Source organism: Dokdonia ponticola, from assembly GCF_042653865.1.
In the GTDB taxonomy this organism is placed as follows: Bacteria; Bacteroidota; Bacteroidia; order Flavobacteriales; family Flavobacteriaceae; genus Dokdonia; species Dokdonia ponticola.
This window is the reverse complement of the sequence record NZ_JBHSFV010000001.1, coordinates 273,087-297,087: the sequence shown is the minus strand read 5'-3', so window position 1 is coordinate 297,087 and position 24,001 is coordinate 273,087. Positions and strand designations below refer to the sequence as shown.

General features: G+C 37.0%; 21 protein-coding genes. 4 read left to right on the top strand and 17 right to left on the bottom strand.

Annotation, left to right across the window (positions count from 1 at the left end; translation table 11 throughout):
* The first annotated feature begins 24 nt into the window (after positions 1 to 24).
* Both ACFO3O_RS01365 and ACFO3O_RS01360 read left to right on the top strand, forming a co-directional pair.
* A complete protein-coding gene (locus tag ACFO3O_RS01365) occupies positions 25 to 990 on the top strand; it encodes a DUF3667 domain-containing protein (protein WP_379976740.1) in 966 nt (321 codons plus the stop codon).
* A 55-nt stretch (positions 991 to 1,045) separates the two neighbouring features.
* Positions 1,046 to 2,143, top strand: a complete 1,098-nt coding sequence (locus ACFO3O_RS01360) for an adenylate/guanylate cyclase domain-containing protein (RefSeq protein WP_379976739.1) — start codon at positions 1,046 to 1,048, stop codon at positions 2,141 to 2,143.
* A 16-nt stretch (positions 2,144 to 2,159) separates the two neighbouring features.
* On the opposite strand, the gene ACFO3O_RS01355 is transcribed toward ACFO3O_RS01360, so the two are convergent.
* Together ACFO3O_RS01355 and truA are read right to left on the bottom strand one after the other, a co-directional pair.
* On the bottom strand, positions 2,160 to 3,929 hold the full coding sequence (locus ACFO3O_RS01355; protein ID WP_379976738.1) for an ABC transporter ATP-binding protein: 1,770 nt from the start codon (positions 3,927 to 3,929) through the stop codon (positions 2,160 to 2,162).
* The gene (gene truA / locus ACFO3O_RS01350; protein ID WP_379976737.1) at positions 3,929 to 4,732 is read right to left on the bottom strand and encodes a tRNA pseudouridine(38-40) synthase TruA; all 804 of its coding nucleotides are present in this window, start codon (positions 4,730 to 4,732) and stop codon (positions 3,929 to 3,931) included. The genes ACFO3O_RS01355 and truA overlap by 1 nt, the downstream gene beginning before the upstream one ends.
* Positions 4,733 to 4,841: 109 nt before the next feature.
* Between truA and ACFO3O_RS01345 the strand changes: the two genes are divergently transcribed.
* Positions 4,842 to 5,333 (top strand): metallophosphoesterase family protein, encoded by a 492-nt coding sequence (locus ACFO3O_RS01345; RefSeq protein ID WP_379976736.1) that lies wholly within the window; start codon positions 4,842 to 4,844, stop codon positions 5,331 to 5,333.
* Positions 5,334 to 5,433: 100 nt separating this feature from the next.
* Here ACFO3O_RS01345 and ACFO3O_RS01340 read toward each other — a convergent pair whose 3' ends face one another.
* The 12 genes from ACFO3O_RS01340 to ACFO3O_RS01285 form a co-directional block, all read right to left on the bottom strand.
* On the bottom strand, positions 5,434 to 6,372 hold the full coding sequence (locus ACFO3O_RS01340) for a hypothetical protein (protein WP_379976735.1): 939 nt from the start codon (positions 6,370 to 6,372) through the stop codon (positions 5,434 to 5,436).
* A gap of 6 nt (positions 6,373 to 6,378) precedes the next feature.
* Positions 6,379 to 7,839, bottom strand: coding sequence for an MBOAT family O-acyltransferase (locus ACFO3O_RS01335; RefSeq protein ID WP_379976734.1), 1,461 nt, complete (start codon positions 7,837 to 7,839; stop codon positions 6,379 to 6,381).
* Positions 7,836 to 8,078, bottom strand: a complete 243-nt coding sequence (locus ACFO3O_RS01330) for an acyl carrier protein (protein ID WP_379976732.1) — start codon at positions 8,076 to 8,078, stop codon at positions 7,836 to 7,838. The genes ACFO3O_RS01335 and ACFO3O_RS01330 overlap by 4 nt, the downstream gene beginning before the upstream one ends.
* Positions 8,078 to 9,808, bottom strand: a complete 1,731-nt coding sequence (locus ACFO3O_RS01325; RefSeq protein ID WP_379976731.1) for an HAD-IIIC family phosphatase — start codon at positions 9,806 to 9,808, stop codon at positions 8,078 to 8,080. Before ACFO3O_RS01325 ends, ACFO3O_RS01330 begins: the two co-directional genes overlap by 1 nt.
* Before the next feature lie 72 nt (positions 9,809 to 9,880).
* Positions 9,881 to 10,480, bottom strand: a complete 600-nt coding sequence (locus ACFO3O_RS01320; protein ID WP_379976729.1) for an LURP-one-related/scramblase family protein — start codon at positions 10,478 to 10,480, stop codon at positions 9,881 to 9,883.
* 445 nt (positions 10,481 to 10,925) lie between these two features.
* Positions 10,926 to 11,453, bottom strand: a complete 528-nt coding sequence (locus ACFO3O_RS01315) for a hypothetical protein (protein ID WP_379976728.1) — start codon at positions 11,451 to 11,453, stop codon at positions 10,926 to 10,928.
* A gap of 392 nt (positions 11,454 to 11,845) precedes the next feature.
* Positions 11,846 to 12,349 carry a hypothetical protein gene (locus tag ACFO3O_RS01310; protein ID WP_379976727.1) on the bottom strand — a complete coding sequence of 168 codons (504 nt, stop codon included), beginning with the start codon at positions 12,347 to 12,349 and terminating at the stop codon, positions 11,846 to 11,848.
* A 25-nt stretch (positions 12,350 to 12,374) separates the two neighbouring features.
* Positions 12,375 to 13,025: an alpha/beta hydrolase gene (locus ACFO3O_RS01305; RefSeq protein ID WP_379976726.1), complete on the bottom strand. Its 651-nt coding sequence runs from the start codon at positions 13,023 to 13,025 to the stop codon at positions 12,375 to 12,377.
* 37 nt (positions 13,026 to 13,062) lie between these two features.
* Positions 13,063 to 13,386, bottom strand: coding sequence for a DUF4870 domain-containing protein (locus ACFO3O_RS01300; RefSeq protein WP_379976724.1), 324 nt, complete (start codon positions 13,384 to 13,386; stop codon positions 13,063 to 13,065).
* Positions 13,387 to 13,463: 77 nt separating this feature from the next.
* Positions 13,464 to 13,790, bottom strand: a complete 327-nt coding sequence (locus ACFO3O_RS01295; protein ID WP_379976722.1) for a DUF4870 domain-containing protein — start codon at positions 13,788 to 13,790, stop codon at positions 13,464 to 13,466.
* 2 nt (positions 13,791 to 13,792) lie between these two features.
* Positions 13,793 to 15,046, bottom strand: a complete 1,254-nt coding sequence (locus tag ACFO3O_RS01290) for a dihydroorotase (RefSeq protein WP_379976721.1) — start codon at positions 15,044 to 15,046, stop codon at positions 13,793 to 13,795.
* Positions 15,043 to 16,974, bottom strand: a complete 1,932-nt coding sequence (locus ACFO3O_RS01285) for a BatA domain-containing protein (RefSeq protein WP_379976720.1) — start codon at positions 16,972 to 16,974, stop codon at positions 15,043 to 15,045. Before ACFO3O_RS01285 ends, ACFO3O_RS01290 begins: the two co-directional genes overlap by 4 nt.
* A gap of 574 nt (positions 16,975 to 17,548) precedes the next feature.
* On the opposite strand from ACFO3O_RS01285, the gene ACFO3O_RS01280 reads away from it, so the two are divergent.
* Positions 17,549 to 19,513 carry a hypothetical protein gene (locus tag ACFO3O_RS01280; RefSeq protein WP_379976719.1) on the top strand — a complete coding sequence of 655 codons (1,965 nt, stop codon included), beginning with the start codon at positions 17,549 to 17,551 and terminating at the stop codon, positions 19,511 to 19,513.
* A 425-nt stretch (positions 19,514 to 19,938) separates the two neighbouring features.
* On the opposite strand, the gene ACFO3O_RS01275 is transcribed toward ACFO3O_RS01280, so the two are convergent.
* The 3 genes from ACFO3O_RS01275 to gcvT all read right to left on the bottom strand — a co-directional run bounded on the left by ACFO3O_RS01275 (position 19,939) and on the right by gcvT (position 23,947).
* Positions 19,939 to 21,381 (bottom strand): FAD-dependent oxidoreductase, encoded by a 1,443-nt coding sequence (locus ACFO3O_RS01275; RefSeq protein WP_379976718.1) that lies wholly within the window; start codon positions 21,379 to 21,381, stop codon positions 19,939 to 19,941.
* A gap of 571 nt (positions 21,382 to 21,952) precedes the next feature.
* Positions 21,953 to 22,756 (bottom strand): sugar nucleotide-binding protein, encoded by an 804-nt coding sequence (locus ACFO3O_RS01270; RefSeq protein ID WP_379977229.1) that lies wholly within the window; start codon positions 22,754 to 22,756, stop codon positions 21,953 to 21,955.
* A 108-nt stretch (positions 22,757 to 22,864) separates the two neighbouring features.
* Complete coding sequence (gene gcvT / locus ACFO3O_RS01265; RefSeq protein ID WP_379976717.1) at positions 22,865 to 23,947, bottom strand: glycine cleavage system aminomethyltransferase GcvT; 1,083 nt, start codon at positions 23,945 to 23,947, stop codon at positions 22,865 to 22,867.
* Between the last annotated feature and the right edge of the window lie 54 nt (positions 23,948 to 24,001).

The window sequence follows — 24,001 nt, the reverse complement described above, 5'->3', positions numbered from 1 at the left end:
ACTAACGGATCAAATCATATCCCTATGGGAAACGTAGCAAAACGTAAACAAGAACTTCTTGAAGTAAGTGATACTTGTATTAATTGTAATGAACCACTTGCATTAGATCAACGGTTTTGTCCTAATTGCGGAGGAAAGCGTGTATACAATCGTATTACATGGCGTAATCTTTTTGAAGATTTTGTTGATCGCTTTTTGAATATTGAAAACGCCTTTTTGAGAACTTTTTTAACGCTTTTCAGAAAGCCGGAAGATGTCATAGGAGGCTACATGAAGGGAATGCGCAAAAAATACCTTACTGCCTTTAGCTACTTTGCAATCGCTATTGCATTTGCAGGAGTCTTTGCTTTTATAGTAAAAAACTGGTTTTTGGAAGACATGATTCAAGCGCAGACAAGTTTTTATACCGGAGATGCTGCAGAGCTTCAAAAATCGTTTACTTCTAAAATGTTGACAAAAGTAATAGAATACCAGTCTGTAGTCTATTTTACCATGATTCCAGTGCTTGCTATATTTTCTAGAATTGTCTTTTGGAATTATAAAAAATATAATCTTGTAGAACATTTTGTAATTTACCTGTATGGATATTCACATATCTCATTAATCACAACGACATTATCACTACTCACTATATGGAATCAGACGTTATATCAAATATTTAGTTTTGTATCAATATTCATTCTTATAGGGTATATGACCTTTGTGCTAAAGCGTTTGTTTGAGTTGGATGCTGGAAATACCATTTTAAAATTAGGGCTCTTTTGCTTGTTGATTGGTTCGATATTCTTTGTGTTTTTTATTGTTGTAGTGATTCTAAGTTTTGTTGCAATGAAGACAGGTGCTGGTACAGATATAGAATTTATAAAATTTATGAAAGAACAAGCTGAGGCACAAAAAGCAGTAAGAGAAGCTGCCCAAGTTGCCAAAGATTCTATTAATGGAGACACTATTAAAGGAGCTATCAAAGTTGTAAAAGATAGTATACGGTAATACTATTTTCGCTCCTACCTGACGGCAGGTAGTAGCGAAAGCAATAAAAATAAGAATGACTACATTTTCTAAAGAAGAATTCTGGTACTACGCAAAACGAGCTTTTTGGGTGCTCTTTGCTTGGGTCCTTATTTCTAATGCGATTTTTTTTTATGAATACTTAACATTACTTGACAACAATGCCTTAGCATCAGATTTTGATTTTACGCTAGCTTTTACAGCAAATCTTGTAGTTTCCATTATTGCAGGATTTATAGGAGGCACGTTCACACTTAACCTGATGGAGTGGAGTCTTAGAAAGTATGCCTTTGGGAAAGCGCTTATTATTATAGCATTGACTTACATAGTGGTAGCAGCTATTGTCAGCTTGATAGGAAGCGCCTTTTTTTATAGTGATTATATTGGTAAACCTTTTCATAGCAAAGAAGTAATAGCCGAGATTAAGTTGTTTTTTGTAGGCTGGCTATTCATAAAAAACATTATTATCTGGCTATTTATCGTGTTAGGAACCGTGATTGTTTTTATGATTAACGATAAGTATGGTCCTGGTGTTTTTCCAGATTATCTAAAAGGGAAATATTTTAGCCCTAAGCGTGAACGTCGTATTTTTATGTTTGCTGATATTAGAAATGCTACAGGAATTGCTGAAGCCATAGGCGAAGAAAAATATTTCCATTTCCTCAAAGATTTTTTTAATGATATTGCGTCTCCCATACAAAAGAGTAAAGGAGAAGTCTATCAATATGTGGGCGATGAAGTAGTGATTACTTGGAAAATGAAAAACGGACTTCGAAAAGCAAACGCGCTACGCTGTTTCTATAGAATGCGTGATGCTATAGTAAAAAAAGAAGCCTATTATCTGAAAAAATATGGTTTTGTACCCACATTTAAAGTGGGGTTACATTATGGAGCTGTCATGGTAGGAGAGTTAGGAAAAATCAAACGCGATATTGCTTTTTCTGGGGATGTACTTAATACCACAGCACGTATTCAAGCATGTTGTAATGAAAATAGTGTTGATATACTTACCTCAAGTGAATTTGCCGATATTGTTTATAAATTACCAAATGGACTTGAAAAAGAGATCATAGGAAAAGTCCACTTACGTGGAAAATCCGAAGAGATTACTCTTGTTACCTATCGTGAACAATAAGTACGTGTTGGCTGGCTCATGGAGAAGTGGCTATCTCAGTAAACTGTGCTTCGTAAAGCGCCTGATAATGCCCCCCTTCATTTTTAAGAAGTTCTTTATGAGTTCCTTTTTCAACCACTCTTCCTTTATCCATGACCATAATTAGATCTGCTTTCTTAATCGTAGCCAGACGGTGTGCAATAACAATAGAAGTACGCCCTTTTGTGATTTTACCAATCGCTTTTTGAATAAGTTGCTCGCTATGTGAATCTACAGAAGAGGTAGCTTCATCTAGAATTAATATGGAAGGATTACTTACATAGGCACGTAAAAAAGCAATCAGCTGTCGCTGACCGCTAGAAAGCATCGCACCACGTTCTTTTACGTTATAATGATACCCATCAGGCAGACTAGAAATAAATTTATGCACTCCTATCGCTTTTGCAGAGGCAATCACTGTTTCTTCTGAAATAGAAGGATCATTAAGAGTAATGTTATTTAGAATAGAATCTGCAAACAAAAATACATCTTGCAATACGACAGCTATTTCTTTTCTTAATTCTTTTAATTTGATATCGGCGATAGAAGTGCCATCTATAGTGATACGCCCACTATCTATCTCATAAAAACGACTTAATAAATTAATAATAGTCGATTTCCCAGCTCCTGTAGACCCGACAATCGCTATGGTTTGTCCTGGTTCTGCGGTGAAAGAAACTCCTTTTAATACTTCCTCACCTGCAACATAACTAAAACGTACATTATCAAATGTAATTTTACCAGTGACGTTTTTAAGTTCTTTGGTTCCTACATCTATAATTTGAGAGTTGGTATCAAGAATTTTAAAGACGCGATTTGCAGCGACCATACCCATTTGAAGCGTATTAAACTTGTCTGCTATCTGGCGCAGAGGTGTAAATAGCATTTGAATATAGCTTATAAAAGCGGTAATAACACCTAACGTAATAGCTTCAGATTCTGCTACGTGCAGTCCTCCATACCAAACCACAAGTCCAATAGTGATAGAGGTACACATTTCGGCAATAGGAAAAAAGAAAGAGTTATACCATACGGTTTTATTCCAAGCATCCATGTGCTTTTTATTAATGGCTTTAAACTTTTCATGCTCTATCTTCTCTCTATTAAAAATCTGTACGATTTTCATCCCTGTCACGCGTTCCTGAACAAATGTGTTCAAATTAGATACCTGTGTGCGGACTTCTTCAAAGGCGACTTTCATAGCGCGTTGAAAAACTCTAGTCGCATAAAGGATTACTGGAAAAACAGCAAGAACGATAAGGGTTAATTGCCAGCTCTCCCAAAACATGAATCCCAAAACAACACCCATTTTGAGTAAATCTGCTATGATCATAAAGAGTCCTTGACTAAAAATACTCGCAATAGTTTCTATATCTCCCACAGCACGTGTCACAAGTCTCCCCACGGCAGAAGTATCATAATACTGCATTTTAAATTGAAGCATATGCTCAAACAGTTTCACACGAATATCGCGTATCACCTGTTGTCCGATCCAATTAGAAAAATAAATAAATAACAGTTGAAAAATCACTTGTCCCAAAAGGACTAATCCCATCATGGTGATAAAGAAAATAAGGCTTTCAGGTTTTTTTTGCGTAATCCCTATATCGATAGCATCCTTCATAAAAAAAGGATTTAGGGCCGCAAATACAGAGAGTAGGATAGCAGCAATAGCAGCTACATACAATTGCCACTTATATGGTATTGCAAATCGCAATAATCTCTTAAAGAGTTTTGTGTCAAATGCTTTTCCTTTACTATCTGCCATTAGTCAATAAATATATGTTTAGGGTATCCAATATCGATAAGGTATAACCCGTATGCTGGTACTGAAGCGCCAGCGAGACTTCTATTTTTTCCTTTAATCACTTCATGCATCCAAGAAACTGGTTTTTTACCTTGTCCTATTGCTACCAAGGTACCCACAATGGCTCTTACCATATTACGCAAAAACCGATCTGCGGTAATGGTAAAATGGTACTCATTATCCACCTGTGACCACTTAGCTTCTTTGATCGCACAAAGATAGGTGTTGACATCTGTATTTGACTTGCTAAAACACTCAAAATCGGTATAGGTTTTTAAGATCTCTGATGCTTCTTGCATACGTTCCAGATCTAGCGGAATTTTATAATAAAAAGCCCGCTCTTGTGTAAACGGATTTTTGTGTGAATGTATTCTGTATACATAAGATCTGTACGTCGCATCAAACCGTGCATGCGCATCTTCTTTTACAGGCAAAATGTCTTGAATAGCAATGCTGGGTGGTAAAAAATTATTTAGTTTGTAGGTGAGTGTTGTTAGGTCCGCTTTCGCGAAAGCGGGTACAGCGCCCTCCAAAGTTTCGTTAGGATTTTTAGGATCACTTTCGTGCGGTATATCTACATGCGCATACATCATTTGAGCGTGTACTCCCGTATCCGTCCTGCCAGCTCCCATAATGGTTATAGGCGTTCGCAAAAGCGTAGACAGGGCTTCTTCAATGGTTTGTTGCACGGTAACCGCATTGGGTTGACGTTGCCATCCGTGATAGGGAGTTCCATTGTAAGATAGTTGTATAAAATACCGCAAAGTGTCTTATTTTTGAACAAATATACGCTTTCGCGAAAGCGTATAAAAAACAAATTAATTGGTTAGGATATTTTGAATAGCTAACCGTGACATCTTACACATCTATCTTTTGAAAAAAATACTTCTTCTCAGCGATACACATAGTTATATTGACGATCATATGTTAGGTCATGCACAGTGGGCAGATGAGGTGTGGCATGCGGGTGATATTGGGGATTTAAAAGTAACCGATGCGCTTAAAAAAGTAAAGCCTTTACGGGCGGTTTTTGGAAATATAGATGATACTGATGCACGTCAGGAATTTCCATTAAACAACCGTTTTGTGTGTGAAGGAGTGGATGTGTGGATTACGCATATTGGGGGCTATCCAGGACGTTATTCGCCAGCCATTCGAGAAGCGATTCGTGCCAATCCGCCTAAACTGTTTATTTGCGGACATAGTCATATTTTGAAAGTAGTACCTGACAAAAAACTAGGCCTCCTCCACATGAACCCAGGTGCGATTGGGAAGCACGGTTTTCATAAAGTTCGCACCATGTTACGGTTTACTGTAGATGCTGGGAAAATCGATAATTTGGAGGTGATTCAAGTAGACCGGTGATTTTTACTCTTTCTGTGTCATTAAGTATACAAAATCAAGCACCTAGAAGAGGTGGTTGTTTTAAATTTTGCATGATTTAGTCAATTGCAGTATTCAGATACTATTGTTTAATAATCTCAATTACTTTTTTATTAAACAGCTCGACTCCATGTTGGTTTAAATGATATGGATCATAAAAGTGCAAAGAATCCTGTAGCTTTAAAACGGTATTAAAATCAATATAATCTGCATACGAACTCATGAGATCATCAAATTGTTTTTTTTGTTTTAGGGTATAGCTGTTGTAAGCATAGGACGTCACCGGGGCATTTATAAGTATCAATTCAATATCTCTTGCTTGGATAAGGTTGATGATGTCTTCAAACGCTTTTAATTGGTCTTTCCTGTAGTTTACAGTGATATCTTTTGTTTTCAGTTTTTTTTCTGTTTTTGGGTCAAAATATTTCATTTCTCTTTCCACAAACCCTCCTGATATATAGGTGTCAATCCCTTTTGAACTCTTTTTTTGATAGCTCATGTGTTGACCAAATACTTGTTGTAGCGAAGCAAAAATGAATGTGTTATACACCTTAACATGGTGTATGGTCATTGCCATTTTTGCAGAATTAGCATCTGACGTATCGTTTGCGATGAGATCCAACGCAGATTCAACACCGTCCATAGAAAGCACTTCTGGATTCATAGCATATATAATACGTTTTGGATTGGTGCTTTCTAAATATCTTTTAAGCAGTACTTTTGTTTGAATAGGGGTTTGAGCACTAGAGCCAAGGTTGAATGATGAAAATCCATTGGCTTCAAATAGTCTAGGATCAAATCCTCTATATGTACTCGATGATCCTAAGAAAAGAAGATCTACGTTTTTAATATCCTTTACTTCTTTAAGGCGTGAGTTGAGATGGCCTGTTGTTCCTTTTTGATATATTACATTTGATTTTAATAATGGGTGCGAGTTATTTCCCCATAGATATAAGGCAACTACAAAAAAGAGAATTGCAAATATTCCAAAGGATAGTAATGTCTTGATAAACCTCTTCATAGCACTTTAGAATTGGGAATAAATAAAAGGGGTCTCTTCGGTTTGCATGAATACGATAACTACAAAAATAATAAAAGAATACAGCGACCACCTTAGAGGTCTAACCCACTTTATTCCAAAACGAGTAAGAGGATAAGAGGTGTCCCTATAAAACCATTCTATGACAAACATCAGTAAAGCGAAACTTAAAGGAGTTATGGTTTTTATAATAACATCTTGAACAACATCTAACGAAAGTAGGGAAGTGTTAAAAACACCCCTCAGGTATAGCCACGCATCTGGAAGATGCTCTGCTCTAAAAAAAATGAGCCCCAAGGTGATAAGCAGGAACGTGCGTATCATTTTAAAAAAATCACCAAGAGTGGGTAAACCGAATTTAGTGCGTTTATTTTTTTTTCTTTTTAAAAATGCACCCGATAAAATGATTGGAATAAAAATGAGCCCGTTGTACAAACCAAAAATAACAAATGTCCAATTTGCTCCGTGCCATATACCAACAACCAACATGTTGACCATGATCGCTAGAATGATTCCTAGTGTTCCAAGATCTCTAAACTTGATGTTTAAAGGAATGAATATATAGTTTGTCAACCAAGATGTTAGTGAGATATGCCACTTACGCCAAAATTCTGAAATATTCCTTGAGAAGAAGGGGTAATCAAAGTTTTTAGTAATGTGAAACCCTAAGGTTTTTCCTAAGCCAATGGCAATATTTGAATACCCTGAAAAATCAGTGTACAATTGTACACTAAAGAGCATAGCAGTGAACATTAAAGTGCTGCCACTTTGGTTGGGTATATCTGACCAAATCTCATGTATGACAAGGGATAAATTATCTGCGATCACCAATTTTTGAAATAACCCCCAGAGAATTTGCCGACAACCATCTACGACCAGTGAATAATCGAAAGATCGTTTCTTTTGTAATTGGGGAATAAAAAAAGAAGGGTTGTCTATAGGACCTGACAATAAGGTAGGAAAAAAAGCGATGTATGTCGAGAAGGTAATAAAATCAGTACTAGGTTCTATTTTTTTGCGGTGTATTTCAATGATATAGCTTATTAATTTAAACGAAAAATAGCTAATCCCTAGAGGGACAATAATCGTGTATGTCCAACTTTCTGTTTTTAGACCTATATGGTTTAAGAAAGATGTAAACGAATCAATAAAGAAATTAACGTATTTAAAATACACTAAAAGCCCTACGGCAAATAAAACACCTAGGGTAGTGTAAAAAGAAGACTTTTTATAATCGGTAGTTTTATGTATGAGTTTCCCTAAGAAAAAAATGATGATCGTTACACTCAATAGCAACGGAACCATTTTCCAGTTTACATACCCATAAAAAGCGTAACTCGAAATGAATAGTAGTAGATTCTGAGCTTTAACGTTCCCTTTTAATACTACATAATACATCAAAAATATGATGATAAAGAAGCTTAAAAAAGGAAGTGAATTAAAAATCATGCGCCTTTTTCTTCTAGACTATTGAGGACATCATGTATACTATTCCATTCTCGAATTTCTCTTGACGTAAACCGTACTTTAAAATGTTTTTCAATTTCTACGACGATTAAGACGTGGCTTAGAGAATCCCACTCATCAATATCATTTGCATTGGTAGTTTCTTCAATGACTAATGTTTCATTATCTAACGTATTTTTAAAAATGACATTAATTTGTTCTAATAATTCACTTCTTGTCATTACAAACTATCTTTTTTTGTCACAAAACTATCTTTAAATGGATAGTTTGCTAGATGGATTACCCAATATTCACCTTGTTTTTTAAAGCCTAAATCTTGGTAATGATCTTTTACAATTTCATTTTTGAGCGTAGGGATATATTCCCCCTTTATGGTAGTAAAATTACTCTTTATTGCAGAATTGACAATAGTATTCAATACAAAACATTCCATTCCTCGTTTGAGAACTCTACAACTCATAAACCAAGAATCTATAAATAATGTCTGATCATTTTCCTTTTTTAAAATCACAACACACACGAGTCCACTGTCTCCAAATGTATCCTCTAAGGTAAATGTGAATGTAAGGTGCTCTTTTGAAGTGCTGAGTTTCGTGATCTCAGCGTGCGTATAACGTACCGTTCTAAGGTTAAACTGATTTGAACGCTGTGAGAGTTGCGCGACTCTAGGGGCATTAAATTCATTAAAAGGCTCCACCTTAGAAAGCATGTTTAAGCTTAGTAAGAAGTCATCTTCATTCGTGAACTTTTGTTGACTACGGGCTCTTTTTGCACTTATTTGATATTGTTTTGTTCGCTCTTTATCTTCATTTGAAAATGAATTCGTTTCAAAGAGATGCTGACTATATAGGTATTCTAAATAATCTGCGGGATCATCTGGTAACTCAGGAACACAAATTTGAGGGATATGTTCTCTTACCATGTTTCTTTCAAACGGATTGTCATCTAGGAATACCATTGAATCAAATCCTATTTGTAAAATACGTTGTATGTGTCGAATGTTGTCTGCTTTGTTTTCCCAGTTGGCAACAAAAACAGAAATATCAGGTAATCGTAATACCATATCTGGATGCTCCTCAAAAGGTTTTTTGGCAACTGAGTCTGTGTTTTTACTGCAAATGGCAATAATCACGCCTCTCTCTTTCAATTTCTTTACCCAATGTTGAAACTTAGAGAATGCTTTTCCAATACCTAAATGACCAATTTGGATGTTTTCGATACCATCATCTCCAATAACGCCTCCCCATAGGGTATTATCTAAATCAAGCACCAAGCACTTCTTACTCTTTCCTTGTAAACTATTAATGACATCAATCGTTTTTGAAGCTACCCTAGGCAACACTTCAATACTCAAGACCATTTCTGTATTTATATAAATTTTAGGTTGGAAAAAATGAGTCTTTCCAACGTGATTTTGAATGGAAGAAAGATCAACGAGATGTACATTTGGTTTTTCAGCAACAAATAACATCAACTCATAATTGAGTTTTCGTAATTGGAATAAAAATGAAGAGGCTATTTTATTTGAATAATTACCAAAAACAGCATCATCAATTTCGGTGTAGTTATAGTAAATGACGGTAGTGTCAAGCTTACTTGTGAGGTGATGATATAGGTTTTCTATTTCCTGTAATTCATCTGAGGCAAGTAGTGTATGCGCTTCGAGAGCAGTTTTATTATATTTTTCTAATAGTTTATGAGACGATTGAAACAGGATAACGATTTCGGGTTGGTGTGCATATAACTCAGAACAAGCGTCATACACTTGCCGCTGTATTTGATTAAAATCAGCTTCCTGTATGTCAAAATAATACCCATGGTCATATCCTAATCCCTTTAGAGCTTGTGTTAAGAATTGGGTAGATGTATCTCCCAAAACAGAAACTCTAATGGTTGGTAGGTTAGAAACGTCTTTTTTTAAATTTTTCTTTAGTTGTAAAAAATCTTTCATGTGTACCCTTTCTTATTCTTACAGCTTGAAATACTAAATGTACATAGGTTATTGCGCATATTTTAAAAAAGACTATCCTCTTCGTCTTTCCAATAAAATCATCATCATGAGACTTAACATCACTCTGTCATCGTCGTCTGCATCTAACTCGCCTAGTTTTGTGAGTTCAAATTTTCTACCAAAGAAAGAAGCTTGTTTTTTTAATTTGATCACTGGTTTACCGTCCATATTCTCGACGATATAGGAAGGATTAAATAAATATCCCGTAAATATCCCTAAGATTGGGATTTCACCAAGTAAAGAATCTCCTACTTTGACCCATGCATTTTCTTCACTCACTGAGTATTGTTGTTTCTCATGCTGATCAATGATTTGATAGTGTGCTTTCCAGATAGATCGCCATCCTTTACGAACTACTTTCCCAAAACTTTTGGTGTTTCCTTCACTATAAAAAGAATAGGCTGTAGAGAAATCTAGCCATTTATCAGCTTTGATTCTGTAATTTTCTTTCGTTCTTGAATCGTCGCTATAAATTTGAATATCCTCTTTGAGTTTAAACATTTTTTGACGGACGTAGGCGATTGTTTTTCCACTAGCGTCTGTGGCCTTAAAATCATTGGCAAGTGTAGAAATTTTAAACTCGAATTGAACAGGAAATTGAATGTTTTGCATGGTTTTGCGTTAGGATGAATAGTAGGTAGCGCTCTTATACCAATTTAATTTTAAAATGTCGTGTCCAAGGCGTAGTTGTTTTTTATTCTAAAGACGCTACGATTTTATTGCATAGCCTTAGCTACGGAATATATGAGTAAGGAATTTAGAATGTAAAAGAACAAGCTGACATTGCGATATTTTATGGTTAAATTGGCATTACTACGTTTACATAGGGCAAAGTACTAAAGTAAAACGAAAATTAATTCCTAAGAGCGACTAATTTTTAAAAATCTAAGCAAGGACAGACGTTTTAGGAGTGAATGCTGGTTGTATACGCTTTCGCGAAAGCGTACTAAGCCAGATAGGAGTTATGTGAAACACACTTTCGTACTTCGACTTTGCACTTCGACAGGCTCAGTGTAACACTAGACATACAGTTCTTAGTCACGATGCTTTTTCTAGCCTAAACTCTAGGTATACTAGCTAGAAAAGAGGTCATGAAAGCGCCAATCATATATGCAATAGTATTATACACTACTAGTAGATCTTGATTTTGCTGAATATTATATTTGGTTAGATAAATATTCTTTTTATTCATTTTTATTAATGCTATCAAGATTAACCCAGTAGCAATGATAAGTGTTAAAATGACTTGATAATCGTTTCTGTAATCCAAATATTTGTAAAAATATGGTATAGAGCTTACGATAACATTTAATAAAAAATAGAAATACGAAATAAAGAAAATCCACCCTACTTTATTCTTCAAGAAAACCCCAATTGTTGGGATCAATAAAAATACAGCAGGTTGGAAATACGGCTTATTGATAAGTATATCAAATAAGGAGGTAATTCCGTTATTGTTTCCAAAAACATAAATATACTTCTGGGTTTCGATGATTGCTGCAATCAGATTGTAAACAAACAGAGTGAATATCAATAGTTTTGTGACTAATAGGAAATAATTAATATGCTTAGCTATTATCTTCAATTGTATTAGTATAGATATCTTATCTTTTTAGCAACTACTCTTTAAACTTATAAAAGTTGGTGGGATGCACGCCATGACCCACTGGAAACTCACTCAGCGAACTTCTATGGCTAAGTTACGAAAATATTCTGGTATTTTGCGTTTAGCATCAATAGGAATCGCCTGATCTACAGTGATATGTGAGTTGTAGATATTGAGGTACGCGTAGGAGGTTGCCGACTTTAGATCAATAATAGCTTCATTGATATGATCAATGAGAACAGAAAGATACTACTTTCTTTTTGTTTGATGAGCGACTCTATCTTTTTGAAGTTTTGTTGTATACGCTTTCGCGAAAGCGTACTCAACCAAACTAGACGTAGGAAGTCAATAAATCCAAATATATTTAGTTCTTAGCCTCTCGCATACGCCAAATAAATAGTCATGGAAACACCTATAACAAAAGCAATGATATTGGATAGCATGAGGTTTTCTCGCTGAATGTGATACTTGGTTAAATGAATACTCTTTTTGTTCATACCAACTAGTAACAACATTACTAATCCAGAAATAAGAATATAAAATAGAATCATCCTATAATCATTTACATACTCCTTAGTAAAGGGATACAAGGCATTTGTTAAAAGAAAATAGAAATAAGAAACCATAAAAACCCAACCTATTTTCTCCTGTAAAAAAATACCAATCGTGGGGATTACTAATAATAACGCTGGGCGGAAATAAGATTTACTAGTCACAATATCAATTAAGGAGGTCATTGTGATAGGAATTCCAGAATACTCATAATAATCTTGTAGTCGACTTATTCCTTGTACTATGAATAGTATAAATAGGAAGAAGATCAATATTTTTATCGAAAGCAGGTAATAATTGGTGTTTGGAGCTATTGTTTTCAATAGAATTATTGTGTTAAGAGATACCTTATCGCTGAAGCAACCACTCCTTAAACTCATAAAAGTTAGTAGGATGCACACCGTGGCCCACTGGAAATTCACTCAGCGAACTTTCTATACCTAATTTGCTGAGGTATCCAGGTGTTTTGCGTGCCGCATCTATTGGAATCACTTGGTCTACGGTACCATGAGAGTTATAGATATTCAGATGCGCATAGGAGGCTGCCGACTTTAGATCAATAATAGCTTCATTAATATAGCCACTTAGTCCAATTACATTTTTTACTTTCTCTGGATAGGTGAGGGCAACGGCATAACTTAAAATCGTGCCTTGACTAAAACCAAGTAAGGTCACATTAAACGGATCAAGGTCGTATGCAGTAACGGCTTCAGTGATAAATTTGGCAATCAAATCTCTAGAGGTGATAGCCATGTCATTATCTGAAGTTTTTACACCCTCATGATCAATAGTAATAGCGTACCATGCATTTCCATAGGGTTGCATGGCAATAGGTGCTCTCGCCGAAATAATAAAATAGTGCTCTGGAAGCTCAGACGCAAAGCTAAAAAGATCGTTCTCATCACTCCCGTAGCCGTGTAATAACAAGAGTAATGGCGATTTTCCTATTACTGTTTTGGTGGGTTTTTGGATGATATGTTCTAAGGAAAGTGATTTCATGTGAGATGCTCTTTTGATGATATAAAAATAGTGAGTTTTATATGCTTTTAAACCAATCTTGGAAATATTTTCCTAAGACTGGAATTTCTTGTTTTTCACCTTTTAAAGCACCAACGAATCCTATAAACCATAAAATCATCAACACAATACCAAAACCACTTAAGAGCAAACCAGGGAATCCAATCCAACCCAATACACCGAAACCAGCAGAAATAAGTGATAATCCTATCATATTACGTATGTGATAGGATACCAAATTACTTCTTTGAGCATCGTTCATCACCATAGCTATGATCAAACCAATAAAGGTGACGTAAGCAATAATTGCAGTTGTTTTTTCGTCAGAAGTAGGTGTTTTCATAAAGTATGCATTAGTCTACTTGTTGAGTCGTAAGAAATTTTTTAATGGTTACTTTTCTACAATGAAAATTCGAAGAGTTACTTCTGCGTAAACACCTTTTGATAAAAAGCCCCTACCAAAGGCAATGGACGCACATGTCCTTGAAAAGCAGAGATAATCCCATACAGCCATAAAACAAAAAAGACAATAAAGAATCCGACGGAAGCCATCGGGATATCCAACATACTCAACGGGATCATAATCAGAAAATAACTCAATGTAAGCCCTAACGATTGTCTAATATGAAATGCCGCAAATGGGTTTTTAGGTTCGCTATTCATAAAATAGGCAATGATCAAGCCTACAAAAGTGATGTAACTTAATGCTGCGGCTGTTTTTCCTTCAAAGATGGTATTTTCGTCCATGGTTATTTGAGTACTATTTTTTGATTTGCCATGATTCCGAAGACGTTCCCTTTGAGTCTTGCTCCGAGAAAACAGGCATTTTTAGATTTTGATAAAATATGCTCTTGACCAAAAGTATAACTGCCTTTGGTCGTAAATAACGTAAGATTGACGTCCGTGTCTTTCTCAATAGGAAAGGAGGTTTGGGTAAATCGTTCGCGACCGTTGGTTAAAAGCTGTACGGCTTTTTTCTCACTCACGAGCGTGAGTAATGCGCCAAAGGTAGCTTCTTGTGAAATGGTTCCAAAAGCAGCATTGTCAAACTCCACTTGCTTACGTTCTATATCCAACGGATTGTGATCGCTTGTCACCATATCAATCGTCCCGTCTTTGATCCCTGCAATGAGTGCATCTATATCCTCTTGAGTTCTAAGCGGAGGTAGGACTTTGTAATGGGTATTAAAATCAAGTAACGCCTGATCTGTATAAAATAGATTGTGAATTGCCACACTACAACTTACATCCAGTCCTTTATTTTTTGCATCTCTGATAAGTGCTACAGAAGCGGCGGTAGAAATGGTAGGGATGTGTAATTTCCCGCCTGTATATTCTAGGATATGTAGATCTCTTGCGACCTGTAAACTTTCGGCAATCGCAGGAATGCCTTTGAGTCCGATGCCTGTACTGGTAATGCCTTCATTCATTTTTCCTGTGCCTGCAATGTTATCTTCTAGTGGGAAGGAAAGTACAAGGCCGTTAAATCCTTGGGTGTATTGCAAGGCAATTTTCAAAAGATTCGGATTGGAAACAGCGCGTTGGTAGTCTCCAAAAGCAACGGCGCCCGATTGTTGCATGTCATACAACTCTGCGAGGTCCACGCTTTCACTATTTCGCGTAAGCGCACCTATAGGAAAGATACTCGTGGCATGACCTTCGCCCATTTTTGAGACAAAGGTAATATCAGAACTCGTATCTAAAATAGGGTATGTATTTGGATTAATCGCAATGCCTGTAAAACCACTTTTGGCAGCTACGGTCAGCCCATTATCGATGGTCTCACGTTCTTCATATCCCGGTTGCCCGATGCTCACACTGCTATCAAACCAACCTTGAGAGGCATATAGATTTTCTTTTTGAATGAGTTTCTCGCCTTTTTCTTGAGATAAATTCTGCCCAATCAATCTGATTTTTCCGTACTTAATACGAATATCAACAGTAGTGCCGTGGTGCGAACTTTTACTATCAATAATGGTGGCCGCTTTTATGAGTGCGTTCATTTAAAGAATTTTAAGATAAGCATTTCTAATACTAAGAATACCAATGCAAAAATAACAAACCATTTCCAAAGCGATTGGATACTGTTTGCTTCTTTAAGCGTGTCAAATAATGTAGCGACAGAGGTATTGTAACTTACGCCTTCTGTGGCTTGTAGGTTTTGATAACGTAACACACTCTCGTCTCTATCGTAATTATAGCTTATTTGCTGGAGAATGTTGTCCTTGTTTAAGACGTTATAAATCCCCGCTTTTTCAGGTTGTTCTTGGGTGGTAATCGTGACTTTATTGCCAAAGGTACGTTGCAACGGAATCTGTGTTTTGTCAGGTGTTTCTAGGTGTGCCAGTGCCAAAATCCCATCTTCTTGCAAAACGGCAGGAATATCATAAGTGTTCGGAACTCCGTTGGTAAAATATAAGGTAGGCAAGGAGAGACTTTGCTTTGCCATATTATACAGCGTAGGGACAATTAATGGCGAATTTTGAAAGTTAGAATTAGTGGTATTCAATCCGCCAGCAATGGCATATACGTTGTCTTTTCCCGTGATAAAAGCACTTCCATCTTCAAAGTCTAAAATGGCTTCTCCGTTTGCAATCGCAAACCCACTACTTACAGACGGGTATTGGAAATTTTTGATGCGACTGTCAAAAACAGCACGATACAAGGGATGATCATAATTAATGGTCGTGACTAGACGCCCGCTTTTATACAAATTGCCTACTTGTAAGCCTCCTAAACGTGCTAAGAGCGAAGTATAGCTAGAGGCTTCCCCATTTTCGTTTAAAATACATAATACACTCCCGCCATTGGTCACAAAGTCATTCAGCGCATTGGTGAGTGCTTGTGAAGGGGCTTTTACCTCATTTAAAATGATAAAGTTATAATCAGGAATTTTACTATAATCTAGCGAATTGAGATCGGTGGCGGTGTATGCAAATTCAGGAGCGGTATAGATCCGAGATAAAAACCCATGATCTGCTTCATTGATAGAAAGGACTTTGATAGCTTGCACCGTGTTTGTGTTAAAATAAAGGGTATTATCAAAAGCCAACAACGGATCATCTATGGTAAGTTTTCCCTTAAAATTCGCCTGACTATCAATATCAAACTCCACTTGTGTCTCTGTAGTTTCATTAAAAGAAGCGGTGGCTTTTGCGATGAGTTGATCACCGTTGTACAAAGAGACAGGCACATTGGTTTCTCTTCGTTCTTGCGTGGAGAGCGTCGCTATGAGTGCTAATTGATTGGTTTCGGATTGGACAGGATACACAGAGTCTATCGCGATATTGTTTTCAATCACGGGACGCACTTGTACATAATGAAGGGAGACATTATCTAGGTCTATGGTTTGTGATTGTCCTTTGTCTTGAAAATCAGAAATCACAATCAGTTGCTTCTCGGTAGCAGGATTGGAACTAAATTCCTTTTGCGCTTTTAGTGCAATTGCACTGGGTGTGAGCTGCGCTGCCACATAGTCCAATTGCAGTAAATTATTACGCGTATTCTTAATCGAAATGTCTTTATACGTCTCTGTATTGGTCAACAAGGTAAAGATTTCCTCTTCTGGAATATTGGTAATGAGGTCTTGTAGCGCAGTTCTAAACAATTGTCCAGAGGGTCCTTTGGCTTGCATACTAAAGGAGTTGTCTAGATAGATAACCGTCTCTTTTTCTTTGGTTGCTGTGTCACTTTGTGTAAAAAAAGGCTGTGCAAACGCCAGTACCATCATCGCAATAATCCCCAGACGGGTGAGTAATACAAGCCATTTTTTGATGGTATTACTTTTTCTGGTTTGGATGCTTATTTGTTTCAGGAAAGCCACATTGGTAAACGCCTCTTTCTGAAACTTACGAAGTTGAAATAAGTGAACGAGAATAGGGATGATCAGTAAAAATAAAGCGTAAAGTAATTCTGGATGTTTAAACTGCATTCCTGTGTAAAGCTTTTGTCAAAAGTAGGAAAAAAAGGAATGAGTAGGGAGGATTTATGATAGGAAAGAGCTGATTTTAATACTCTATTAAGAGAGTCATTGTTTTTCCGCTTTCGTACTTCGTCGAGCTCAGTATAAACTTCACTTACGTGAAAGCGTATACAGGATACATTTCTGCTCTGCGATGTTTCTTGAGAATAGATTTATGAATTTTTCGGGATGCGGGATGCGGGATGCTGGATGCTGGAAGTCTGAAGTGGGGAGTGGGAAGTTTTTTTGAGATTTGAGATTTTGATTTTTTTATGATTTGAAATTTTCAACTTCAACTTCAACTTCAGTTTCGATTTCAGTATCCCGTGAGGTATTAGGTTTTTTTAGCAAAGTAGTAGTATATATGCTGGTGTTGCTTTCGCGAAAGCGGGGACGTTTTTAAAACAAAACTAGAATTATCAAGAGATGTTGTTTTTTAAAACCCTAATACACCATCTGTTAAAATATATATAACAGTTGATGCGCTATCTTTTGTAAAAATTTTAGTTTGATATATTTGATTTTATAAACAACCACCATACCAATGAAAAAAATACTTATACTCCTCTTTACAACACTACTTAGCTTATCGATTTACAGCCAAAATATAAAAGAGGTTTCCAGAGATTGGACCTCATTTTCTCAATTTATAGAGGTAAAAGCAGACACTATAAAGAAATTTAAAGTTGTAGGATATGCAAAAGTAGCAAAAAGCGATGAAAAAGCATGGGCGGGGATTTGGGCAAGGGTAGATAACAAACCAGAACAAGGAAGTGGATTTTTCGATAATATGCAAGATAGACCTATAACCTCTAATACGTGGGCATCATATAGCATTGAAGGGACTATAGATGCTAGATCTGACAGATTGGTTTTTGGCGGTATATGTATGAATAATGGGAAATTTTTCTTCGATAAATTTGAATTATATATAGAAGATGCTACTGGAGAATATCAACCTGTAGCTATTAAGAACGCTAGTTTTGAAACGAAAGTAACAGATCGTATTATTCCAGCCTGGAGTCCAGGGATTTCTTCAGACAATAGTACGTTCGTGAGAGAATTTACATCCAGTAATAGTGAAGATCGGGTAGATGGTGATTATTCAATTTTAATAGAAGGAAAAGGGATTTCAAAAGATACAGGAAATACAGAAGCAATGCTTCCTTATATAGGAATCTATGTATGTCTATTATATCTTTTTTTACTACTTTTTATCTTTATGACCTATACATCTTCTACAGAAGAGGACAAGTGGTCAGGACTATCAAAAATTGGATTTAGATTTTTATGCATCTATTTTTTGTTTATTATCCTTTTTCAAAATAATGGCGCATATCCGTTTTTTGGTCTTATAGATCAAAAACCTGTTGAACTCATGCAACAATTAGCTACTTGGTCAGGTAAAGTTATTGTTGGAATTCCATATGATATTAATACAGGGCCTAATGGAAGTGGCGATACCACATATGACTATCTGGTTATTTTTATCACTTTTACTGTAGCCTCAATAGGTACTTTGATTTGGTCGATTTTAGATAGAAAACGTGCTAATTATAAAAACCTATATTATTGGCTTACCACAGGAATACGTTACTATGTAGGGTTGATGCTTATCAGTTATGGTTTGGTGAAAGTGATTCAGTTACAGTTTTCAGCGCCCAATTTTTATAGGCTTATGGAAACTTACGGAGAATCTTCTCCTATGGGATTGGCTTGGACGTTTTTAGGATTTTCAGAAGGGTATAATTTGTTTATGGGGATTGCTGAGGTGAGTGCAGGCTTATTGCTATTTAGACGCACTTTGACATTTGGAGCGATTATTACGTTAATGACAGCCTTGAATGTGATGGCGGTCAACTACTTTTTTGATGTTCCTGTTAAGATATTATCCACACATTTGGTGCTCATGACACTATTTCTTCTATCTCGCGATATCAAGAAGGTGATGAAATTCTTAGTAACGAATCAACCTCTAGAGCGCTTAACATTAATAGAGCGTCCTAAACTGAAAAAAGGAATTCGTATTGGTTTATATGTTGTCAAAGCACTTATAGTCGCAAATGCATTAGGTTATGGGCTTTATAATGTTGTACAGTCTAAAGAACGATATGGATTAAATGATCCTAAACCAGCATTATATGGCGTTTATGAAGTAACCGATTATGTGGTTAATGGAGATACGCTTGTAGACTACAAGAGTGACGTCCGTTGGAAAAATATGCGCTTTGAAAAAGAGGGAAGAGTACAAGTCCAAAAAATGAATAAGGAAAGTGTTTATTACAACGTAGCAGTAGATACGACACTCCAAAATATTAGATTTTCTTCTTTGGATAATAGTTCGGATTATTTTGACTTCAAGTACAGAAGAGCTGATAAAACATTAGAATTTAAGTATATCCATAAAAATGATACGATTTCTGGTCAAGCCAGACCCATGGATGAAAATGACTTTTTATTAATAAATAGAGGTTTTCATTGGATCAGTGAAAATCCATATAATCGCTAATAGACAGGGGACCTTGAATCTATATGTTTTTAAAATGACTGAAGAGATTTGAGATTTTCTAGATGCTGGGTGCTGGGTGCTGGGTGCTGGGTGCTGGGTGCTGGATGCTGGGTGCTGGGTGCTAGAAGTTTGAAGTCAGAAGCGGGGAGTGGGGAGTTTTTTTGGGGATTTGAGATTTGGAATTTGTTTTTTTTGAGATTTTCTAGATGCTGGGTGTTGGGTGCTAGAAGTTTGAAGTCAGAAGCGGGGAGTGGGGAGTTTTTTTGGGATTTGAGATTTGGAATTTGTTTTTTCTAGAAGCATGAAGCATGAAGCATGAAGCATGAAGTATGAAGTATGAAGTATGGAGTGGGAAGTGGGAGATTTTTTTTTGAGATTTGATTTTTTGGATTTTGAGATTTTTTAGTTTCAATTTCGATTTCAATTTACTCTTTCTTCTTCAAATAGCGTCCTCGAGGTTCATCGCCTTCATGTAACACAATATCAGAATGTAAAAACTGAGCCGCAGCGGCAGAATCTTTTACTTTGGAGGCACTTCGGGCAATCATCTTAGATTCAAAAGCGGTTAATACAGCTTGTCTTAATCCCGTCTCTCTCCAGTTGGAGGACGGTCGGCAGCCTTTTGAAATTGCACGCGCCAGTGCCAAGGTATCTAATAGCGCCTGATTGGCACCCTGTCCTTTGAACGGACTCATAGGATGCGCGGCATCACCGATAAGTGTTATAGGTCCTGCATTTTCTAATAATTCGGGGCGTAAGAGTTCGCGATCATACACAGGATAGCCAGAAATATGTGTTTCTTGAGTGGCTTCTATAATTTGAGGAATAGGATCGTGCCAGGGAGTTCGGCGACACGCTTCTTCTTTGAGTGCTTTTGGTCCTTTTGCACTTAAGGCTTTAGCCTCTTTTTCAGTCATTGGGAAGCTAAGCTGCCACATGATAGCATCAGACGAATAGGGCATCATGTAGATACGCTCATGACCATTGGCAGTTTGAAATACCGTAGCGGAGTCCAATACATCACTTTCTATATTTTCTAGTGCTCGCAACGGACAAATTCCTAATATCACGATACAATCTAAATAGCGTAAAGGAGTCACCTCTTCACCGATTAATTTGGTGCGTAGCGAACTCCGAATCCCATCTGCACCCACGATAAGATCAGCTTTGGTGGTTTTTTGCTGTCCGTTTACATGAAAGTTCAATTCTAAACGCTGATCTTTTTTTATACAAAAATCAACGAATTGATGTCCCCATTGCACCTGCGTGTGACCATCGAGTTGTTCGAGTAATGCCAACCGTAATGATTGGCGAGCGATGTGTATGTTGGTTCGTTTTGGAGTTTTCTTCGAATCGGTTTGTGTCCATTTTCGCATGCCCCATTCCCCGATAATGGTTCCTTCGGTGGTGTGCACTACATGTCTGGTAGATACGATGCCTTCTTTTAGAGAAAAGAGACCAAAGCTTTCCATGGCTTTACTCGCTTGTTGCAGGGTAAGTCCGTAGCCTTGGGATCGTGCATCAAAATTTTGATCGCGTTCATAAAGTGTAAACGGAATCCCGCGGTGCAGACAGGCAACGGCTAGTGCAACACCTCCGATACCGCCTCCAATAATCGCAATATGTGGATAGTTTTCTGTATCAGCAATAGGAGGATGAGGCGCAGGGATTAATCCAGAACCTTTACAGCTAGGGCAGGTGTATAGCGATGGCTGAGGACGCATAGGTGGCGAGCCTTTGCCTTCTTTTTTGTAGTGTTCTAATGCTCGTTGGTAACTTAAACGTACTTTCTTACGCAACCGTCGGCTTTTTTTGCCTTGCCCGTAACATTCTGGACAAGAGGTCCAGTTGGTAGTTGCGTTTTTCATTTTTCAAAAGGTTATTGCTATTTTCAGCTTTAGCAAACCTACTTATTTTATGATGAGTTTCCAATAATGACTCGTCAAATAGCAGTTCCTTCACTGATGAAATACGATATGTATATATAAAATTCTATTCAGGTTGTTTTCGCTTTCGTACTTCGACTCCGCTCAGCATAAACTTCTACGTCACTATGTTCCTTGAAAGCGGAAAAATGAAAGCGGAAAATGAAAGTGGAAAAACGAAAGTAGAATATGGAGTATAGAATATAGAGAAAAGAGTTTTGAATTTTGAGATTTGTGATTTCAGAAGTAGGAATAAAACATTTTTATTTCATCAGCATCCCGCATCTAGTAAGCAGTAGCCATTACTCCATTTAATCATTACTCCATTAAACCATTAACTCATTAAATCATTGAAATTACTCTCGCATCCAGTAAGCAGTAAGCAGTAGCCATTACTCCATTAAACCATTACTTCATTAAACCATTACTCCATTAAACCATTAAAATTACCTCACATTCCGTAAAATCTTAAATCACAAAAACTCCCCACTTCCAACTTCTGACTTCCAACTCACTAAGACTTCTGACTCCCCGCCACCACTTCTTCATTGGTAATACCCAAATGTTTAGGGAGTTTGTTGTCTCTTGGTAATACGGCTAGGTATCGGTCAAAATTACTCGTGTATACATTCTTATAAATAGGAGGGCGATTGATTTCAAACATGGTAATCAGATCGTGTATGAACTCCTTATGATGAATCAAATCAGTGCTTCCTAGGTGAAAAATACCATATAGCTTCCTGTTAATGATATAATGCAGTTGCTGACTGAATTTGGAATCTGTGGTTGTATTGATAATCAAATGCGGAAATACTTCGATGGGCTCTCCTAACAATAAACTGTTTTTGAGTTCGCGTACCCGTGATGATTGCGCCCCAAAGACCATGGGTAGTCGTACAATGGCATATTGCTTTTCGGGCAGATGGCGCATGAGTAAGGTCTCAATACGTATTTTTAGTTTCCCATAAATGCTTTCAGAAAGTGTCTTGTCATTCTCATAACTCGGGTAGTGAGAGAACGCATCAAAGACATTGGCACTCGATAAGAACACAATTCTACAACCACTACGGGCTGCATATTCTGTCATGAGTTGGTGTGCCTCCAACTGATCTGGGAAAGGTCCTCTTAGTGCCGAGATGATCACCGATGGCTTGAGCTTTTTAAGCAATTCAAAAATATCATCAGCGATGAGATCGTATCTGAAAAAGTGTTTGTTGTCACTGTAGATTTTCCCAGAATGATAGGTGCCATAGGTATCATAATAGCGATATAACTCTTTGTATAGCGCAGCACCTAGGAATCCAGAGGCACCTAGAATAAGGACTTTATCTTTTGATTTTTTGTAAGCGATAACTGGGGGAATTTTAATCGAAGCAAATCAGGAATTTAGTATTCATTCTCGATCTGCTTCGTATAGTATATCAAATTATCCTTTATAGAAAGGTGGTCTTACAACGGTAGCAGGGACTGCTTTCTTGCGTATCTGTATGTTAATTTTTGAATCTACTTTAGCATGAGCAGTTTCTACATATCCTAAGCCAATTCCTTTTTCAACTGAAGGTCCCATGGTTCCTGAGGTTACGTGACCAATCTTGGTGCCATTGTCATCTACAATATCGTATCCTTGACGTGGGATTCCTCGTTCATCCAGAACAAAACCTACTAATTTTTTGGTAACTCCTGCTTCCTTCTGCGCTTTAAGCGCTTCGCTGTTCACAAAGTCTTTGGTGAATTTGGTGACCCACCCTAAACCGGCTTCTAGCGGAGACGTAGTGTCATCGATGTCATTTCCATATAAGCAATATCCCATTTCTAAACGCAACGTATCACGAGCTGCAAGTCCGATAGGTTTGATTCCCCAGCCGGCACCTGCTTCAAAGACTTTATTCCAGATCATTTCTGCATCCTTGTTATGACAGTAGATTTCAAAACCACCACTTCCAGTATAACCCGTAGCACTTATAATTACATTTTCAGCACCTGCAAAAGGACCGACTTGAAAGGTGTAAAATTTGATGGTAGATAGATCAGTATCGGTAAGTGACTGCATCGCTTCGGCAGCTTTTGGACCTTGGATGGCTAGTAAAGAGAAGTCTTCAGAGATATTTTTAAGGACAACATCATGTGTATTGTGCTTATTAAACCACGCCCAATCTTTGTCTATGTTGGATGCATTAACAACCGCTAAGTATTCATTTTCTTTAATACGGTAGACAATGAGATCGTCTACAATCCCGCCGTCTTCATTTGGTAAACAATTGTATTGTGCCCCGCCAACGCCTATCTTAGAAATGTCATTAGAGCAGATGTATTGTAAAAAGTCTAATGCTTTTTCTCCGGTGATGAGAAATTCACCCATGTGAGATACATCAAAAACGCCAACGCCTTTGCGAACAGTTTCATGTTCTGCGTTTACGCCTTCGTATGATACAGGCATATTATATCCTGCAAAAGGGACCATTTTTGCTCCTAATGCTTCATGTATTGCGGTTAATGCAGTGTTTTTCATTTGTGTCAAATTTTGCTGCACAAATGTACGTAAAATGAAGACCTTATAATAGGG

What these genes read in the sequence shown, in the direction of transcription:
- ACFO3O_RS01330 (WP_379976732.1), bottom strand. Translation starts at nt 8,078, where the DNA reads ATGACAAGAAGTGAATTATTAGAACAAATTAATGTCATTTTTAAAAAT.
- ACFO3O_RS01290 (WP_379976721.1), bottom strand. Translation starts at nt 15,046, where the DNA reads ATGAACGCACTCATAAAAGCGGCCACCATTATTGATAGTAAAAGTTCG.
- ACFO3O_RS01305 (WP_379976726.1), bottom strand. Translation starts at nt 13,025, where the DNA reads ATGAAATCACTTTCCTTAGAACATATCATCCAAAAACCCACCAAAACA.
- ACFO3O_RS01300 (WP_379976724.1), bottom strand. Translation starts at nt 13,386, where the DNA reads ATGAAAACACCTACTTCTGACGAAAAAACAACTGCAATTATTGCTTAC.
- ACFO3O_RS01360 (WP_379976739.1), top strand. Translation starts at nt 1,046, where the DNA reads ATGACTACATTTTCTAAAGAAGAATTCTGGTACTACGCAAAACGAGCT.
- gcvT (WP_379976717.1), bottom strand. Translation starts at nt 23,947, where the DNA reads ATGAAAAACACTGCATTAACCGCAATACATGAAGCATTAGGAGCAAAA.
- ACFO3O_RS01355 (WP_379976738.1), bottom strand. Translation starts at nt 3,929, where the DNA reads ATGGCAGATAGTAAAGGAAAAGCATTTGACACAAAACTCTTTAAGAGA.
- ACFO3O_RS01280 (WP_379976719.1), top strand. Translation starts at nt 17,549, where the DNA reads ATGAAAAAAATACTTATACTCCTCTTTACAACACTACTTAGCTTATCG.
- ACFO3O_RS01320 (WP_379976729.1), bottom strand. Translation starts at nt 10,480, where the DNA reads ATGCAAAACATTCAATTTCCTGTTCAATTCGAGTTTAAAATTTCTACA.
- ACFO3O_RS01285 (WP_379976720.1), bottom strand. Translation starts at nt 16,974, where the DNA reads ATGCAGTTTAAACATCCAGAATTACTTTACGCTTTATTTTTACTGATC.
- ACFO3O_RS01325 (WP_379976731.1), bottom strand. Translation starts at nt 9,808, where the DNA reads ATGAAAGATTTTTTACAACTAAAGAAAAATTTAAAAAAAGACGTTTCT.
- ACFO3O_RS01340 (WP_379976735.1), bottom strand. Translation starts at nt 6,372, where the DNA reads ATGAAGAGGTTTATCAAGACATTACTATCCTTTGGAATATTTGCAATT.
- ACFO3O_RS01295 (WP_379976722.1), bottom strand. Translation starts at nt 13,790, where the DNA reads ATGGACGAAAATACCATCTTTGAAGGAAAAACAGCCGCAGCATTAAGT.
- ACFO3O_RS01335 (WP_379976734.1), bottom strand. Translation starts at nt 7,839, where the DNA reads ATGATTTTTAATTCACTTCCTTTTTTAAGCTTCTTTATCATCATATTT.
- ACFO3O_RS01275 (WP_379976718.1), bottom strand. Translation starts at nt 21,381, where the DNA reads ATGAAAAACGCAACTACCAACTGGACCTCTTGTCCAGAATGTTACGGG.
- ACFO3O_RS01365 (WP_379976740.1), top strand. Translation starts at nt 25, where the DNA reads ATGGGAAACGTAGCAAAACGTAAACAAGAACTTCTTGAAGTAAGTGAT.